Source organism: Flavobacterium foetidum, assembly GCF_004634245.1.
Classification (GTDB): domain Bacteria; phylum Bacteroidota; class Bacteroidia; order Flavobacteriales; family Flavobacteriaceae; genus Flavobacterium; species Flavobacterium foetidum.
This window is the reverse complement of the sequence record NZ_SJTF01000002.1, coordinates 60753-76965: the sequence shown is the minus strand read 5'-3', so window position 1 is coordinate 76965 and position 16213 is coordinate 60753. Positions and strand designations below refer to the sequence as shown.

The window sequence follows — 16213 nt, the reverse complement described above, 5'->3', positions numbered from 1 at the left end:
TTTGAGGGTTTTGCCGCTAAGGCGCTAAGACACAAAGTTTTTATATAAAAAACGCACAACAGTGCGTTCTTCAAAATATCTTTGTGTCTTAGCGCCTTAGCGGCAGAAAAAAAATTAAATGCCCATTTGTTTTTTGATTTCGACATTGAAACCATATTGCTCTTCAACGGGAATAATTTTTCTGGATGTTTTATTGATGTCAGAAGCTTCTTCTGACCAAAGGAAAGGGTAAAAATTGAAAACTTTATCTCCTTCCAGTTTCAGGATTTCTGTTTTCCAGCCTTCCCATCTGCTTCCTTCGTAGTATTTGTCTAAATCGTTGTTAAAGCAGAACAGTAAAAACTCAGCATAGCTAATTTCTAGTGGTTCATATTGAAGATTGTCAGGCGAAAAATAATACATCTTGTCTATATCTTTTCCAAGTCCGCCATAATTCAGCAGATAGAAACCGCCGAGGGCATCGTCTGCAACGAGAAGAAAAGCTGCTTTTTCGCCAGTTTTTGTAGCTTTGCCTTTGTTCCATTCCGGAAGGCTTCGGTTTAATTTTGGACTTCCTGAACCTAAAATTCTAATCCAGCCGTTGTCAACTAATATTCCTCCTGTTTTGTACACAACTGCGCCAAGAGCAGTACTAGCAGGAGCTTGTGTTTGGTAAAGCGCGTCTGAAGCTTTTTGCGTTTCGGCTGGCAAGACTTCGACTTTGTTTTTGGCATTGTCAATCCATTCTTTTACGGTTTTCCATCCCGTATCAGGACTGCTTAATTCTTTTATAGAACGCATTTTTGTTTGTGAAAAGGAAATTAATGTAAAAAAAATAAAGGTAATCGGCGTGAATAGTTTCATTATTAAATATAGTTTTTTGAATAGTATTTATTTTAATCGAAGTAAAACTCCTTTGCGTTTGACAATGTTTTTATAATCCCACTGAATTTCTTTTCCTTTTTTGAGCCAGCGCTTTAAATCATCTTTATTGATCTGCGACGCAGAAGTGTAGCGCATTTCTGCTGCTTTAAAAGAACCTTCGTTTTGGAGTTTTTCTTCATCAAATGACTGTCCGCTCCAAAATAATAATCTCACAGAATCTTTAAGTTTGCTGTAACCCACAATCGGATTTCCGTCTAAGAACCAAACCGGATGTCTGTGCCAGATTTTACTTTCTGCTTCGTTCAGTGCATCATTAATTTCAAATGCCAGCAAATTACAAATCTCCTTATCTTCCTTATTTTGCGTGTCGTTATAAGCTTTGATTTCCTCGTTCATGATTTCTTTAATTTAGATATGAAAATTAAATCAGCTGATGCTGCAAATTACATTTCTTGACTTGCTGCAACAGCCGGAGTTGGATCATTTTCTTTAATTCTTATTTTGCATTTTCTTTCAATCTCATATACATTTTCGATTGCGGCAATGTAGATAATATCTGGAACAAAAACATCAGGACCATTTTTTCTACTTTCAGTTTTACCTGTTCTTAATTGATATTCTAAATCTCCAAAATTGTTTTTGGCTTTAATTTTTACATTTCCGGTAAACTGTTCCCAGTCTGTTATAGTGGTTTTCCCTTTGCGGAAATGAATCAATCTAGTTTCGGTACCAACAAAATAACCTCCTTCTTTAAACAAAGAAATAATTCCGGAAATAAGTACATAGATTCCTGCCGACAGTAAGACAAAAATGATAAGTCCCGGCAAAATTAATTCTGAATTATTGCTTTCGAAATAAACTTCTTCCTGCTCGAATAATTCACTGAAAAAAGCAAATACAAACATGCTAATAAAAGCACACATTGCAAGTCCTATAAATACGCCACCCACTGATTTTCTGAGCGGTTCGTGACGTTTTGCCTTTATAATAAAATCTGTTTTTTCATTTTCAAGCAATTCTTTCAGATCGATTGGTATTTCTGTCGCGTTCATTCTTTGGTTAATTTGTTAGATTTATTTTGGGCGTTCGAATAGTATATTCTAAAATCTAAAGTAAAGTATTTTTTGTCAATTCAAACAAAATATATTCCCCATTAGGAGATTGGCCTTTGCTTTTTTCAATAAAGCCTTTTCTGCGGTAAAAATTAACGGCTTTGGTGTTTTTCACCAGGCATTTTAAACGAATAGGCAACTTTGTTTTTTCGATTGCGGTTTTCAATAACGCAGTTGCAAGACCAGTATTTTGGTATTGCTGCTGGATGTACAAGTGATGAATGAAGTTATTGGGTATCCAGATTGAGATAAAACCAACTGGCTTTTCATCTAAAATAACGATCAGAATAAGTTCTCCCTGTGTTTCTTTGTCGAAATCTTCTAATTTGAATTTTGCCGTATCGAGCCATGAAAATGTTGCAATCCTTTCGTTTAAGAATAGTGTCCTTAAATACGGAAAATCGCTGTTTCTGGCTTCTGTAATAATCATTTCTGTTCTGAATCGGTTTTGTTACGAAGTTCGTTTCGTTCTTTTGCCAAAATAATATTGGTATTCATTGTCAAAAGCGTAACCTTGCTCGTCAATTACTTTAAAATGAAAACTGCTGAGGCTTTTGCTTTTAATTTTTTTTACTTCTTTACTAATCGTTCTCACAAACCAAGCAAAATTAGCATCTACAGCATAAAATGCATTGTCGCATTCTTGGTAATACTCCTGACCGTTAACACAGTTTTCTAAAAAACGAAAACTTGCAGGGTCTGCATCTTCAATAATATCATTTCGAAAATAAACATGATTTTTGTCTTTAGAAATGTTTTCAATCAAATCGGGGTGCAGAATCGTAAAGCTTTCAACATCAACATCAATTATTTCTTTTGTATAACCGCTATAGATTTTTTGATTTGCTTTTATATAATGATGGTTCAGAATTTCTGCTTTTGACAGGTCGTACGGAAGTCGTTCATCAAAGTAAAAATAATTGGAATCATCGGCTGTAAAACCTTTTTCAAAATCGAGAATTCTAAAACTTGCTGGATTTGCATTTTCTAATATAGCAAAACCACACATATAACTGGAAATGTACACTTTCGTTTTGTCCTTAAAGTAATGGTGCGTAGAATCATTGCTTTGTATCAATTCAAAACTTTCAAAGTCAATATCTTTATAATACTTTCGGAAAACTTCGTCTTCAAACTGCAGTATCATTTTATTGTCTATGATTTTAAAATGGTGTCCTAAATCTTTGATCATATTTTTAAGTTGTATTTTCGGATGCATGACGATTGATTCGAATTTGAATAAATAACGCCTTAATTAGTAGATAGTATTATTGTAGTATTTTTTAAACGTGCTGCATAAATTATTGACAAATTCTTTGGTATATAGTCCTGTAGGATCTAGATCGGGATCCAAGATTGTAATTTCAAGCCCCACAAGTTTTGGACTTTTAAACAAGTAAGAATTCAATTCGTTAAATTCGTCATACGTCAAGCCGTCTGGTGTTCTGCTGTCCACGCAAGGCATAATCTGGTCGTTTAGAACGTCTACATCGATATGAAGCCAGAAACCATCCAGATTTTTTTCCTCTACTTCATTAAGAAACAGCGTTGCAGCATTTCGGATGCCTCTTTTTCTAAGTTCTCGCAGACTTACGTAAGTGGCGGCCGACTTCCTGATTTCGTTTTCGTATTGATCGTCATATTCACGATTGCCCGCGCACCAAAGATTTTCTTCTTTTATGTAAGGATGCAGATTTAGAATGTTGCTTAGTTTTTCTGGGCCTTTTCCGGTTACTAATGAAGCTGCCAAACCACCAGCACCGCCAGTTTCAGACAAAGAAACATCCATAAAATCGGTATGTCCGTCAAGATAAAATAAGCCGTAATTTCCTTTTTGCTTTAGGGCTATTGCAGTTCCTAAAAGTATGCTGCAGTCACCACCCAAAACAAAAGGGAACTTATTCTGGCTTAGTAAATTATTGATTAAGTACGCTTGTTCGCGGGCATAACTTACCAGCGAGTCGGCGTTTAAAACTTTTGTTGCGGCATCAATTTTATTAGAATATTTTGGAGCATCAAGTCTTTTAACGCTTTTTGGATTAATCAAAGTATGAAGATTATGTTTCCACAACCAATCAGGCAAACGATTAACTCCAGGGGCCTTTCCCGGTTCGGGTTGTTTTAAACCTAAGTTTGATGGAAACTCAACAATACATACTTCTTTCATAACTTTTAAGATTTGAGAAATATAAAGTTATTAAAATAATTGCGTTAAAATTCTTTCAAAATAAAAATGCGAAACTGCTATTTTATATTTCCAGCTTACTAAAAAAATCTGTTTAGTGGTTTTGAAAAATTATAACATCATCGAATTTTTCAATCTGATTTACTATAAAAAGACTGTCGTTAAAATAATCCATATCAAAATCTTGATCTCCCCATAACTCAAAACGTTTATTAGAAGCTTTTAGTTTTTCTTTATCGAAGGGTTTTTCGTTCCAATCTTCTTCCAAATCTTCGGCAATTTCCAGAGCTTCTTGATTTACATGTTTTTCCTCTGATAAATAAATGTAAAAGTTATATCCGTCTTTAAAAGTCACTGTAATCTGTTTGCCGTTTAAGATAATCTTCGGTTTATCTGTAATGACAGGTCTTGCGTAAAATGTTTCTAGATGATTTTTTAAAACTGCTAAATCTGCATTTGATGAAGGTGGAAGAAACGCCAAATGTGAATAAAAAGAATACGCCATTTTTTTATTTTTTTTAGGATTCTAGCAACGGAAATAAATGTTCCCACTGCAATTGTTTCGCATAGTCGTATGCTGTTTTGCCGTATTGATTTACCGCATTTTTAGCTGCTCCAGAAGCAAGCAAAACTTCTACCGATGTCTGGTTTCCAGCAATTGCTTCGCGGTGCAGGAAAGTATACCCTTCTTCGTCTTGCGAGCTTACTTCTTGGGGATTATTGGTCACAAATTCGATCAGGCTTTCTTTCATGTTTTTGCTCATCGGATGTTCGGTCAGATTTTCTGGTTTTTCTTTTTGCTCATAAACAAGCAGAATGTCGTTGTAATCACCAAAATCCATTCCCCACGCTGCATCATGTTCTTCTCTTTCTGCTTCGCTCATTTCAGAACGCATAACTTGTATCGTAAAACCGCCATAAGTTTTGCCTTGTGTTGCAAAAAGCCAGTCGCTGATTTGGTTTATCGGAATTGCTATTTCATCTCCGTTTTGCACATTGGTCAATTCGCCAGGATCATTTATCAGGATGCCATAAATGTTTTCGCCGTCAAAATTGATATCATTGATCCACATATGTTCTACAATGGTTTCACCGTCAATTTCCTGAGTGAAAGCCAGTTTTACGCAAGCTACATCCAATGCTGGAACTATTCTTCTGTATTCCCAAGAGAGTTCTCTCCAGAAATATTTAAAAGTTTCCTGGGCTTTTTTATAAGCTTCTATCATTTTCGGATTTTCTCCGTCGGCAAAGAATATTCTGTTGTTATCCATTATTTGCTATTTTTTAAAAAAAAATTTGAAAGTAATAACGAAAAAAAATCCGACTTGTTTTTGCAAGCCGGCTTTTTTAGTCTTAAAGTAAATTAGAAATTTACATCATCGGCAACATTTCCGCCTTGTTCAGCAGCAAATTTTGCAGCATATTCTTTTTGTTTTTCCTGCTGGTAGTCAGAAAATCTGATGATATCTTCTGAATTCCAGTTCTGATTTTGTTCTGTCATCCATTGCATAGCCACAGATTGGAAATCAGCTAAATTGATTCCGAAATTATCCAAAATCCATTGTGCACCGTCAATTCCGTATTCATAAGCAGCTTGTCTTGCTCCAGCCAGTTCTTCGTAGAAATAACGGTCTGTTTTCATTCTTTCTAAGTTGGCAGCACCTTCTTCAGAAACTTCGGCGTTAAGATTTTCCAATTGCGGTACGGTTACATTTTCAGCATAATATTGACCAAATAAAGTAGTAACGGTAAACGAAGTATCTTCGCCCATACGCTGTGGCCAGATTGTGTTTAGTTCTTCCCAAACAGCTGGTTCAAGTCCCATGGCTCTGCAAACTTCTAGATAATCGATTCCGGCACTAATTTTAAGGCACATTGCGGTATAAGTTCTTAAATCTACACCATGAACAGGCTCAAGAAACGGGTTGTTATCTTCTACTTTTACAAATCCAGAAGTTTGAACACCTGTATATTTTAAAGAGTTTGCATGTTCAAAACGAATCATCTGGTCAGAATCGCAATTGTTCCATTCTGTGTAAACTGCTCTTCTATAGTTGAAATAAATGTTTTGAATGTCTTTTTCGTCAAGGTTTTCACCGCTTGCACGTTCATCGGCAATCCAAGCTTCGGCTCTTTCTGCTACTTCGTTATCAAAATCTTCTACAGAATAATGCGTTCCGTGCAACGTTTCAGGATCGTATTCTACTTCCTGATACGTATCTTCATAATCAGTTTGGTTATCGTTGTTGGTCGATTGAGCTTCGTAATTCTGATTTTCAGGTTTGTTGTCTCCAGTTAAGGAACCAAAAAGTTTTTTAAACATGTTTCTTTTTTTAGGGATTAATAATTATAAATATCGTAGTTGATTCTGATACATTTTTTCGTTATGTTCTTTCAAGTCTGGGGTTATTTTGTTCCATTCATCATACATTGCTCTTAAATAATGCTGATGGAGTTTCGGAGCATTCTGAATCGCAGATTGCCTTTGCTCTTCTAAATCAGCTATTTTAGATTGAATTTCGCTCAATATTTTTTTGTCTGATTGGTGTATTTTGCTCAATTCCAGTTCATGAATCTGATGATAAAGTTCTCTTTCCTTGCTATTTTCGACCTCAAAATCCTTTTTAAGATGAGCTGTTCGCTGTTCAGCGAGATTACGTGCTATATTTTGCAGGTTTCTTGCCTGAGTGCTTGGCGAAAAAGTATTCTGCGTTTTGCAGTAGGGGCAGGAAATATAAGTTTCGATTAGAAAAATCCGATCAATAGTTAGGCCTCCACCGCATTGCGTGCAGTTGAACTTGTTTTTGACAGCTTCAAATTCGCTGAGGATTTTTTGATATTCGATTTCAAGATCTCGTTCCTGTGTTTTTTCGATTTCGTTTCTCCAATATTCCGATTTATCTTCAAAATCATTATAACGGTCCGAACAGACATTTCTGAAATCAGAAACCAAATTATGATACGGACTTAAAACCGAAATCTGAGAGCTGTAATAATGGTAAACATCAATTATTTTTTCTTCATAAGTATCTCTGGCTTTGTTTCTAATATTTTGAATCTGACCGTTTACTCCAGAATATACTCTATGAAAAGTTCTTTTATACAAATCGTCATCTTCCTGAAGAAGCTGTTTTAATTCCGGAATTGCGGCTGCTGCAAATTCTTCCATTTTGGCTTCCAGTTTCTCCAGAAAAGTGAACCATCTCTGTTGTGATTCTCCAAGTTCCGAATGCCATTCAGGAAGTGCTTCTTGATGCTGCTTTTGTTTTTTATTGAATAATCCGAACACTTTTTTGATTTTTTAAAGTGAATTATCTTCTTTTTTAATATAAACTCCGTCGGTAAGTTTTACACTCAAAAACTCAAATCCGCAATAGGCGCAATGTGTCAATCCGTCTTGTTTGGCTCTTCCGGCACCGCAGTTTGGGCAATCTTTAAGCTGCATTTTTGCTTCGGTGATTTCTGAATCTCCTCCGTAATGAGATTGGCTTTTAGCTTTTTCCTTAAGCTTGTCCAGAAATGAATTTACTTTTTTCTCTTCCATTACAACTGACTTAATAATGCTGCTTTCTTAGCTTTAAATTCGTCTTCATCAATTAATCCGGCATCAAACAAAGATTTTACTTTTTGAAGCTTAGAAGTCAGGTCGTCTTTTTCTTCTTTTGGAGTTTCTTTGTGCTGCTGTAACTGATTCAAAAGAATCGCCATGCTTGCTGCATTTTGCGTTGCATCGTGAAGGGCAGTTCCTTTATCTCCAATTGCTGTTGCGGTATTAAATTTGGTAAATTTATCCATATCTGTTACCATATTCATATTGGTGATTTTGTCGTAATGTGCTGTAACTTCTTCAGGCAAAGTGACACTTGTAACCACAAATTGCGTAAGTTCTATTCCGAATTGAAGAAAATAAGGTTTTAGGTACGGTTCGATTTTTTGGCTTAACTGTGTAATATTTCCGGCTACATCTGTAATAGTGATGTTTTCGTTTGCCAAGACTTCTCCAAATTTTGGAGCGACAAAATCTCTTAACTGATTTTGAAGTTCAAAAATGGTCAACTGCTCATAGGTTCCTGCATATTGCGTAAAAAATTTAGCAGGATCGGCAATTCTAATATCAAAACTTCCGAAGGCGCGAACTCTGATTTGCCCAAACTGCGGATCGTTTAATAGAATAGGAGCAGGAGTTCCCCATTTATTATTGATGAATTGATGCGTGTTGAAAAAATAAACATCGACTTTAAACGGACTTTCGAATCCGTATTTCCATCCTTTTAGGCTGCTTAAAATTGGAATGTTTTCTGTAGACAAGGTGTGCAGTCCCGGAGAAAAAACATCTGCAAGTCGGCCTTCATTTAATAGCATCACTTTCTGGCTTTCGCGCACAGTAAGTTTTGCGCCGTTTTTTATTTCCTTGTCTTCATCGTAAAACTTCCACATCAGTAAATTGGGATTACTTGTTGTGGCCTCGATTATTTCAATAAATGGCAGTTTCATACAATCTTATTTATAAAGAATAAAAATAAGAATTATAAGACGAGTTTAGTGTTTTTTTTAGGTCAAATTTTTAATAAATTTTCTCTTTGAAAAAACAGCGGCTGAGATGCTTGTAGTTGAGATTTGCAAAAAAAAATCCGGTTTTGATTTCAAACCGGATTCTGATTTTTGTCTTATTTTCTGATTTTGTATCTGAATTTCCAATACAGAAAAACGGTCATGGCGTTTAAAAATGCCAAAATCCATAACAAAGGATTGGTGAAAAAATCTTGATACGAATTTCCTTTTGGAATTTCAACCAAAGGAACAAAAACAATTGCATCCATTAAAATTGCGGTACAAGACATAATTAAACCTAACCGAAGACCAGAAGTTTTGTTTTCTTTTTTGTAATAAAATGAAGCTCCTAAAATGGCATAAGGAATGATTAAGAAACTGGCAAGGAATGCTTGTGTATTTTGTGATTCTCTTATGAATGGGATGTGTTCTAAAACGGTAAATGAAACTGCAATACAGCACCAAACAATTAATCCTGATAAAATGGCTCTGAAATAATTCATGACAATTGGTTGTCGTTCCATACTCCAGTCTGAGATGTTTTTTTTACATACTCTTTAAAATCAGTTGCTTTGCGCCCGAGTACTTTTTCAATGTCATTTGTGATGGAAGAATTTCTTCCGTCAAGTACTTCAGAAAACAAATAATTGACAAGCCAGATTTCTTCTTCAGGCACCTGATATTCACGAAGTGCATTGATGTATTCGTCTAATGCAAGAGGCTGGAAAATGATTTTTCGTTCTGTCTGGGTTGCAATTTCTTTTACAGCATTTTCAAACGTAAGCAAGCGCGGACCAGTGAGTTCGTATGTTTTTCCGTTGTGTTTTTCGTCTAAAAGCGCTTCAGTTACCACTTCTGCGATATCGTCTGCATCTGTAAAAGGCTCTAAAACATCGGCTTTTGGTAGAGCTACAAATCCACCCAAAATCGGTTCTAGAAAAATACTTTCGCTAAAATTCTGATTAAACCAACTCGCACGTATAATTGTCCAGTTTTGAGCTGTTGCTTTTACAATTTCTTCGCAAATCTGTGCTTCTTTTTCACCTCTTCCAGACAACAGCACAATTTTTTTTACACCAATTTTGGTAGAAAGCATTGTAAAATCCTGAATGGCTTTTGGTGCGGTCGGGATAGCCAAATCTGGTTGAAAAGTAATGTAAACAACATCGATGTTTTTTACTGCATTTGGCCAGGTTTCAGGTTTTTCCCAATCAAAAGGAATTGCCGCCGATCTTGAACCGATTCTGATTTCTACATTGTTCTTGGTGCTTAATAATGAGGCGACTCTTCGTCCTGTTTTTCCGTTTCCGCCCAGAACTAAAATTTTCTTTGTTTCCATTTTTAAATGTTTTTATGATTAATGATGATGCAAAGTTGCAGCCGTAAGTATAAAAACATTTGTCTGAAAAGAATTAAGATTTGTTTGAAAGGAATTGTTTTTTGACTTCGTTTGGTCGAGATCCGAATTTTTTATGAAAGGCATTAGAGAACGAGCTCAGGCTTTCGTAGCCTACTTCCCAAGCGGTTTCCTGTACTGTTTTTTCGCTGCCGCAAAGCAATTCGTAGGCTTTGTTAAGGCGTTCTTCGTGAATGTATTTGTAGACTGGAATTCCGAATAATTCTTTAAAATTCTTTTTTAGTTTATTGCTGTTCAGGCCAATGAGTTTTGATAATTCGGTTATCGTCGGAGGATGCGAGTAGTTGCTGCTGACAATGTCCTTGGCCTGAAAAAGCTGTTCTTTTTCTTTTTCACTCAAGTCATTTTTTCTTTCACAATCCAAAAGAGCAAAATAATGCGCCAAGAGTTCATTGACCTGACTTTTTAAGAACAAAAGCCTGGTATTTCCTGTATAAGTGGTATTGAATACTTTTTGTACAGCCAATTGCATTTCGAGCGTCATAAACAAAGTCGGCCCTTTTACAAAATGCGCTTTCGGATTTACTAAATGAGGTAGTTGTTTTTCGAAAATCTCTCTTTCGGCCTGTGGCAAAGTCTGCAGTGTCTTTAGTTTTGCAAAAATACTGATGGATTGTAATGGTTTTTCGGGTTCGATTTTATGAGCAAATTCTACTTTTTGATTTCCGAAAAAAGAAATTGCGAGACCAGTTGTGTTGGTTAAGTATTTTGTTTGGTTATTGTGTTTTATTTCTAGTTCGACATTTCCTGAACCGTAAAAAGCAAAACCAACCGCGTCGCCGTCTATTTCACATTTCTGAATAAATTCTTTATGCGAATTGGATTGTTCAATCAAGACAATAAAATTATTTACTTCTATGATATCGGTGGTCATTTTTTTTTAATTAGAAAATTAGTCAATTAGATGATTAGATAATTTTTTAAAAGGCTGAAATGTAATCAAATATACAAAAGTAATTTTAGGACTATTTCTAGGGAAGAGAAATCTGCATGTATACGTACGATTTTTCGCGATTATCTTTGTCAAAGTTTTAAACTTTGACAAAGATTCGAAATTTACTTTGTGGAGTTTATTGTGTGATTTGCTTCGCCCGTTCGCTATCGTTCGGGTCTCCCTTCGGTCGAAATGACAAAATGGAGTATAAAAAAATCCGATTTACTTTCGCAAATCGGATTTTATAAATTGAAAATTATATATAACTCCGTAAAGAAATGAAACTTTACATTGTATATTTTACAAGTGAATTACTTCGCCGTAAGCATCAGCAACAGCTTCCATCACTGCCTCGCTCATTGTTGGGTGAGGGTGAACTGCTTTTAAGATTTCGTGACCAGTAGTTTCTAGTTTACGAGCTACAACTGCTTCGGCAATCATATCTGTAACCCCAGCACCAATCATGTGGCATCCTAACCATTCTCCGTATTTAGCATCGAAGATTACTTTTACGAATCCGTCTGCAGCTCCGGCAGCTTTTGCTTTTCCAGAAGCTGAGAATGGGAATTTACCAATTTTTAATTCGTAACCTTTTTCTTTTGCTTGTTTTTCAGTCAAACCAACAGAAGCGATTTCTGGAGTAGCATAAGTACAACCAGGAATGTTTCCGTAATCGATTGGTTCTACATGCAAACCTTTGATTTTCTCCACACAGTTAATCCCTTCAGCAGAAGCAACGTGAGCTAAAGCTTGACCTGGAGTAACATCTCCGATTGCGTAGTATCCTGGAATATTTGTCGCGTTGTAAGCGTTTACTAAGATTTTGTCTCTGTCAACTGCGATACCCACTTCTTCTAATCCGATGTTTTCGATGTTTGTCTTGATTCCAACTGCAGAAAGTACGATATCAGCTTCAAGAATTTCTTCTCCTTTTGCTGTTTTTACAGTTGCTTTTACTCCGTTTCCAGAAGTGTCGATTTTTTCTACAGAAGAATTAGTCATGATTTTTACACCTGCTTTCTTCATAGAACGCTCCATTTGTTTAGAAACGTCTTCGTCTTCTACAGGAACGATGTTTGGCATAAATTCTACGATAGTAACGTCTGTTCCCATTGAGTTGTAGAAGTGAGCAAATTCCACTCCGATTGCTCCAGAACCCACGATAATCATAGATTTTGGCTGTGTTGGCAAAGTCATTGCCTGACGGTAACCAATTACTTTTACACCATCTTGAGGTAAGTTTGGCAACTCGCGAGAACGAGCACCAGTTGCGATGATAATGTGATCAGCGCTGTATTCTGTAACTTTATTGTCTTTATCAGTAACGTCAAGTTTTTTTCCTGGTTTTAGTTTTCCAAAACCTTCAATAACGTCAATTTTGTTTTTTTTCATTAAGAATTGAACTCCTTTGCTCATTCCTTCGGCAACACCACGGCTACGCTGAATAACAGCAGGGAAATCTTTGTCGAACTCAGAAACTTTCAATCCGTAATCAGAAGCGTGTTTTAAATAATCAAAAACCTGAGCTGATTTCAATAATGCTTTAGTTGGGATACATCCCCAGTTTAAGCATACACCACCTAAGTTTTCTTTTTCTACTACAGCTACTTTAAAGCCTAATTGTGAAGCTCTAATCGCTGTTACATATCCTCCAGGACCACTTCCTAAAACAATAACGTCGTATTTCATTTTTTTGGTTTTTAGTATTAACTACCGAAAATGAAGTTTATAATTCCGAAACTCACCTTCGATTTTTATTTTTGTTATTTGTGCTTGCGAATTTAATGATTTATTTTAATTTTTCGGGATTGTTTTTTTGTTTCAGGTTTGAGGTTTCAAGTTTTTTAGTTTTTACCAAAAAGTTTTTGCCACGAATTTCACAAATTAACACGAATCTTTTAGTAATTAGTGAAAATTTGTGGAATTAGTGGCAAATTATTCTTTGCAACCTTCAACGTATACAAGCTAAACCTTTACATGTCCCCAGTTTTCTCCGCTGGCGATTCTTCGAATCTGCATTTCGCTCACTCCAAATTGTTTGGCAATCATTTTCAAACGTGTTTTTTGTTCGGGACGTGCGAGGATTTTTTTAATCAGCATCACTTTTGTAGTGGTCAGTTTTCTTCCGTCGGCTTTTAGATTGTGTTCAATCAGGTTCTTTTTCGCCTGAATCACTCGTGGACTTTTACGGCTGTGGTCCATCATTTCTTGTTTAGTAGCCCATTTAAGATTGCTCACGTCATCATTACTTCTGTTATAATCCAGATGCAATACATAAGTCTGGTCTTCAGAATCTTTAGGAATAAAGTACTGTGCTACTAATTTGTATAAGAATAAGTACTTGTTGACTATTTTGTCGTCCTGTTTTACTTTAAAACGAAAGGTTGGGTAACCGTCGCTCAAACCGCCCTTTAGGAGACGGCCATTTTCGATATCATCGGTAAAACTTATTAATCGTCCTCTGTTTGAAATGGCGTATCTTAATTGTAATGAGGCATTTATTTCTATTTCTTTAAACTCTTCGTTAGGATAAAATCGTATATGTGGCATGTTTCTTTTTCATTTGATGTTTGTTTCTCAAAGATAAAGAATAAACCAAAAAAGAATGTTAATAAGCTGGTTTTGAGTATGAGTTTTATGATTCTTATAACGCTTTTTTAACTTTTTAAGAAGGGTTTTGGTATTTTAAAACTGAATTTCCTACTGCAAATTACGAATTCTGCAGATTTTTTAATTTTTTTTTAAGAGTAAAACTTATTGGTCAAGCCAGTTCTTAAAGTTGTTTATCTCTTTTTTACTGATAATTATTGGGTCGTCGTCGAGAGCTGGTACAGTAAGCTTCAATTCTATTTTTTGATGCGAATGTTTTACAACCTCCTTAATTATGTATCGGTTTACAATGTATTTCCGATTAACCTTAAAGAAATTAAAAGGGTCGAGATTAGTAATGATATCGGTCAGTGTATTGTTGTAGAGATAACTGTTTCCGGTTTTGGTGTAAATAAAAAGATGTTTTCCTGTTGCAGCAAAAAAAGTAACATCACTTTCGTTGATTGAAATAAGCTTATAACCGTGATTTACCAAAAAGTGACGTTGGATTTTGTTCGTTTCGTCGTTTTCAAGCGCTACCAGCGATTCAATAGTCGAATCGCTGTTGAAACTGTCTTTGATTTTTTTGAATTTATGCAGCGCCTCAAACAATTCCTGTTCTTCAAAAGGCTTCAATAGATAATCTATGGTAAAGTGTTTAAAAACCGAAATGGCGTAAACATCATAAGCCGTAACAAAAATGACAGGGCAGGAGACAGTTGTTTTTTCAAAAATGTCCAGACTTTTTCCGTCTCCAAGATGAATATCCATAAAAGCCAAGTCAGGTTTGTTTTCGCTGAAATAAGTTACGGCTTCTTTTACCGATTTTAAAACGGTTATTTGTGGCAGCTGTAAAATATCCTGTTGCTCTAGCAGCGATTTGAGGTAGCTGGAAGCAAGATATTCGTCTTCAACAATGGCAATTTTCATTTTTGGATTTTTCCGCAAAAGTAGAAAAAAAAGTTTTCTGAATTTTTTAGCTTTTGAAATGATTTTTTAGCGTAGCTCTAATATTGTTTTAATATTGTAAGGATTGTATTTGGTTATTACAAAATCGAATAAATATCATAGGTTATATCTGTAGTTGATATTGCTTAATTGTTTTTTCTTGTATTAATTTAGCTGCTTAATTTTTTTTGATAAAAATACAGTTTAATTTCATATAGTGGTGCATAATGCAAAAGAGGCCCGACTGTAAAGCCGGACCTCTTTAAAAAAAAACAATAGGTATTATAGATTGGGATTGTTTAATCTCGCGTCTGCTGGATAAATAATCGTATAACGCGGATCGTTTTGTATCAAAGTAAAATCTTCACCATTGAAAGAGTGAACGATTGGTTGTTGAGTTGTTCTTCTCAAATCAAACCAGCGGTGTCCTTCGGCAGCAAATTCACGTTTTCTTTCTGCTAAGATGAAGGTATTCAAATCAGCTGCATTCATTGCATTGATATCACTTTCAAGCTGTGTAAAAGCAGCAGTAGTATATCTGTTTTTTACAAAACTTATGATAGTTGTTTTAGCATCAGCAATGTTGTTCAATTTTAATGAAGTTTCTGCTTTTGTTAAATACAGTTCAGAAGTTCTGAAAGAACATCTTTGGTCATTATTACCACCTTTTTGAATTCTGAAACGGCTTCCGCTTGCACTAAAGTAAAGAGGAAAACGTAAGTCAGCCGTTCTTGTATATGAGCCAATTAAATCTGCCGATGCATAAAAAAGACGTTTAAGACCTGTATTGTATCCATCCTCAAGAGCTAAAATAGATTCTTTTGAATCGTATTTTGTCGTAAGAGTAGCAGTTGCTTTTAAGTCAACAAGTTCATTTTTAATTGCTAAAGCTTTGTTGGCAGCATCTAAAGATTTTTGCCATTGTTGTTGGTATAAGTATATACGGCTTTCTAAACTGTATAAAGCTGCTTTAGAAAAACGGTAATTTTTGCCCGTTGGTTGTGTATTTAAATTAATCAAATTTTCAGCTTTTTCAGTATCGGAAATTACCTGATTGTAGATTACTTCAACACTCTGAGCAGCATAAACCTGCTCTAAGTCAATTTTTAAAGCCAATGGAACTCCTTTGTCTGAACCAGAAGTTGTTGCATTGTAAGGCTTTCCGAAAAGATTAATCAAATCAAAATAAGCCATAGCTCTTAAAGCGTATGCCTCACCAATTAATTGGTTTTTTTCAGCTGAATTACTTAGTTTGCCAGGTGCTTCATTAATAATTACATTAGTGTAAAAAATGGTATTGTATAAAGCTCCATATTGAAAAGATATTGTATTAGCATCAGGATTTGCATCTTTCCAGATGTAAATATCTTTGTAACGATTAATTTCATCACCAAATTCGTCAATAGCCAATTCATCAGTACGAACTGCAGATAATGATTTGTGCTCAGGATAACCATGGTATGCTTTTGTTATAACAGCACGGTATTGCTCTAATGTTTCAGGGATAACTCGACCAACAGGCTGAACGTCCAGATAGTCATCGCAGCTTGTTACGGCAATCGCAGCAACAAAAAGTAATATATATTTTGAGAATTTTTTCATCTTTAATTTTA

The 16213-nt window shown here is 35.4% G+C and carries 19 protein-coding genes; all 19 read right to left on the bottom strand.

The genetic code is table 11. From position 1 onward, the window contains the following. Window positions 1-114: 114 nt before the first annotated feature. The 19 genes from E0W73_RS02690 to E0W73_RS02600 all read right to left on the bottom strand — a co-directional run bounded on the left by E0W73_RS02690 (window position 115) and on the right by E0W73_RS02600 (window position 16202). The gene (locus E0W73_RS02690; RefSeq protein ID WP_135220554.1) at window positions 115-780 is read right to left on the bottom strand and encodes a DUF2625 domain-containing protein; all 666 of its coding nucleotides are present in this window, start codon (window positions 778-780) and stop codon (window positions 115-117) included. 90 nt (window positions 781-870) lie between these two features. Beyond that, a complete protein-coding gene (locus E0W73_RS02685; RefSeq protein WP_135220553.1) occupies window positions 871-1260 on the bottom strand; it encodes a DUF1801 domain-containing protein in 390 nt (129 codons plus the stop codon). 47 nt (window positions 1261-1307) lie between these two features. Continuing rightward, window positions 1308-1916: a hypothetical protein gene (locus E0W73_RS02680; protein ID WP_135220552.1), complete on the bottom strand. Its 609-nt coding sequence runs from the start codon at window positions 1914-1916 to the stop codon at window positions 1308-1310. Between the two features lie 55 nt (window positions 1917-1971). Further along, complete coding sequence (locus E0W73_RS02675) at window positions 1972-2406, bottom strand: GNAT family N-acetyltransferase (RefSeq protein WP_135220551.1); 435 nt, start codon at window positions 2404-2406, stop codon at window positions 1972-1974. A gap of 21 nt (window positions 2407-2427) precedes the next feature. Then, on the bottom strand, window positions 2428-3168 hold the full coding sequence (locus E0W73_RS02670; RefSeq protein WP_162847650.1) for a DKNYY domain-containing protein: 741 nt from the start codon (window positions 3166-3168) through the stop codon (window positions 2428-2430). Window positions 3169-3231: 63 nt separating this feature from the next. Then, on the bottom strand, window positions 3232-4143 hold the full coding sequence (locus tag E0W73_RS02665; RefSeq protein ID WP_135220549.1) for an arginase family protein: 912 nt from the start codon (window positions 4141-4143) through the stop codon (window positions 3232-3234). Window positions 4144-4255: 112 nt separating this feature from the next. After that, complete coding sequence (locus E0W73_RS02660) at window positions 4256-4666, bottom strand: hypothetical protein (protein ID WP_135220548.1); 411 nt, start codon at window positions 4664-4666, stop codon at window positions 4256-4258. 13 nt (window positions 4667-4679) lie between these two features. Beyond that, a complete protein-coding gene (locus tag E0W73_RS02655) occupies window positions 4680-5432 on the bottom strand; it encodes a DUF2314 domain-containing protein (protein WP_135220547.1) in 753 nt (250 codons plus the stop codon). Window positions 5433-5524: 92 nt separating this feature from the next. Further along, window positions 5525-6484: a DUF6620 family protein gene (locus tag E0W73_RS02650; RefSeq protein WP_135220546.1), complete on the bottom strand. Its 960-nt coding sequence runs from the start codon at window positions 6482-6484 to the stop codon at window positions 5525-5527. A gap of 24 nt (window positions 6485-6508) precedes the next feature. Beyond that, the gene (locus tag E0W73_RS02645) at window positions 6509-7450 is read right to left on the bottom strand and encodes a hypothetical protein (protein ID WP_135220545.1); all 942 of its coding nucleotides are present in this window, start codon (window positions 7448-7450) and stop codon (window positions 6509-6511) included. A gap of 12 nt (window positions 7451-7462) precedes the next feature. Further along, window positions 7463-7705 carry a hypothetical protein gene (locus E0W73_RS02640; protein ID WP_135220544.1) on the bottom strand — a complete coding sequence of 81 codons (243 nt, stop codon included), beginning with the start codon at window positions 7703-7705 and terminating at the stop codon, window positions 7463-7465. Then, complete coding sequence (locus tag E0W73_RS02635; protein ID WP_135220543.1) at window positions 7705-8655, bottom strand: SPFH domain-containing protein; 951 nt, start codon at window positions 8653-8655, stop codon at window positions 7705-7707. The genes E0W73_RS02640 and E0W73_RS02635 overlap by 1 nt, the downstream gene beginning before the upstream one ends. Window positions 8656-8828: 173 nt before the next feature. Beyond that, window positions 8829-9215 (bottom strand): DUF5367 family protein, encoded by a 387-nt coding sequence (locus E0W73_RS02630; protein WP_135220542.1) that lies wholly within the window; start codon window positions 9213-9215, stop codon window positions 8829-8831. Continuing rightward, complete coding sequence (locus tag E0W73_RS02625; RefSeq protein WP_135220541.1) at window positions 9212-10051, bottom strand: Rossmann-fold NAD(P)-binding domain-containing protein; 840 nt, start codon at window positions 10049-10051, stop codon at window positions 9212-9214. Before E0W73_RS02625 ends, E0W73_RS02630 begins: the two co-directional genes overlap by 4 nt. 73 nt (window positions 10052-10124) lie before the next feature. Further along, the gene (locus tag E0W73_RS02620) at window positions 10125-11003 is read right to left on the bottom strand and encodes a helix-turn-helix domain-containing protein (protein WP_135220540.1); all 879 of its coding nucleotides are present in this window, start codon (window positions 11001-11003) and stop codon (window positions 10125-10127) included. 360 nt (window positions 11004-11363) lie between these two features. Beyond that, a complete protein-coding gene (gene lpdA / locus E0W73_RS02615) occupies window positions 11364-12752 on the bottom strand; it encodes a dihydrolipoyl dehydrogenase (protein WP_135220539.1) in 1389 nt (462 codons plus the stop codon). A 276-nt stretch (window positions 12753-13028) separates the two neighbouring features. After that, window positions 13029-13613: an NUMOD4 domain-containing protein gene (locus tag E0W73_RS02610; protein WP_135220538.1), complete on the bottom strand. Its 585-nt coding sequence runs from the start codon at window positions 13611-13613 to the stop codon at window positions 13029-13031. A gap of 204 nt (window positions 13614-13817) precedes the next feature. After that, a complete protein-coding gene (locus E0W73_RS02605; RefSeq protein ID WP_135220537.1) occupies window positions 13818-14582 on the bottom strand; it encodes a LytR/AlgR family response regulator transcription factor in 765 nt (254 codons plus the stop codon). Window positions 14583-14882: 300 nt separating this feature from the next. Further along, window positions 14883-16202 (bottom strand): RagB/SusD family nutrient uptake outer membrane protein, encoded by a 1320-nt coding sequence (locus E0W73_RS02600; RefSeq protein ID WP_135220536.1) that lies wholly within the window; start codon window positions 16200-16202, stop codon window positions 14883-14885. Window positions 16203-16213: the final 11 nt, after the last annotated feature.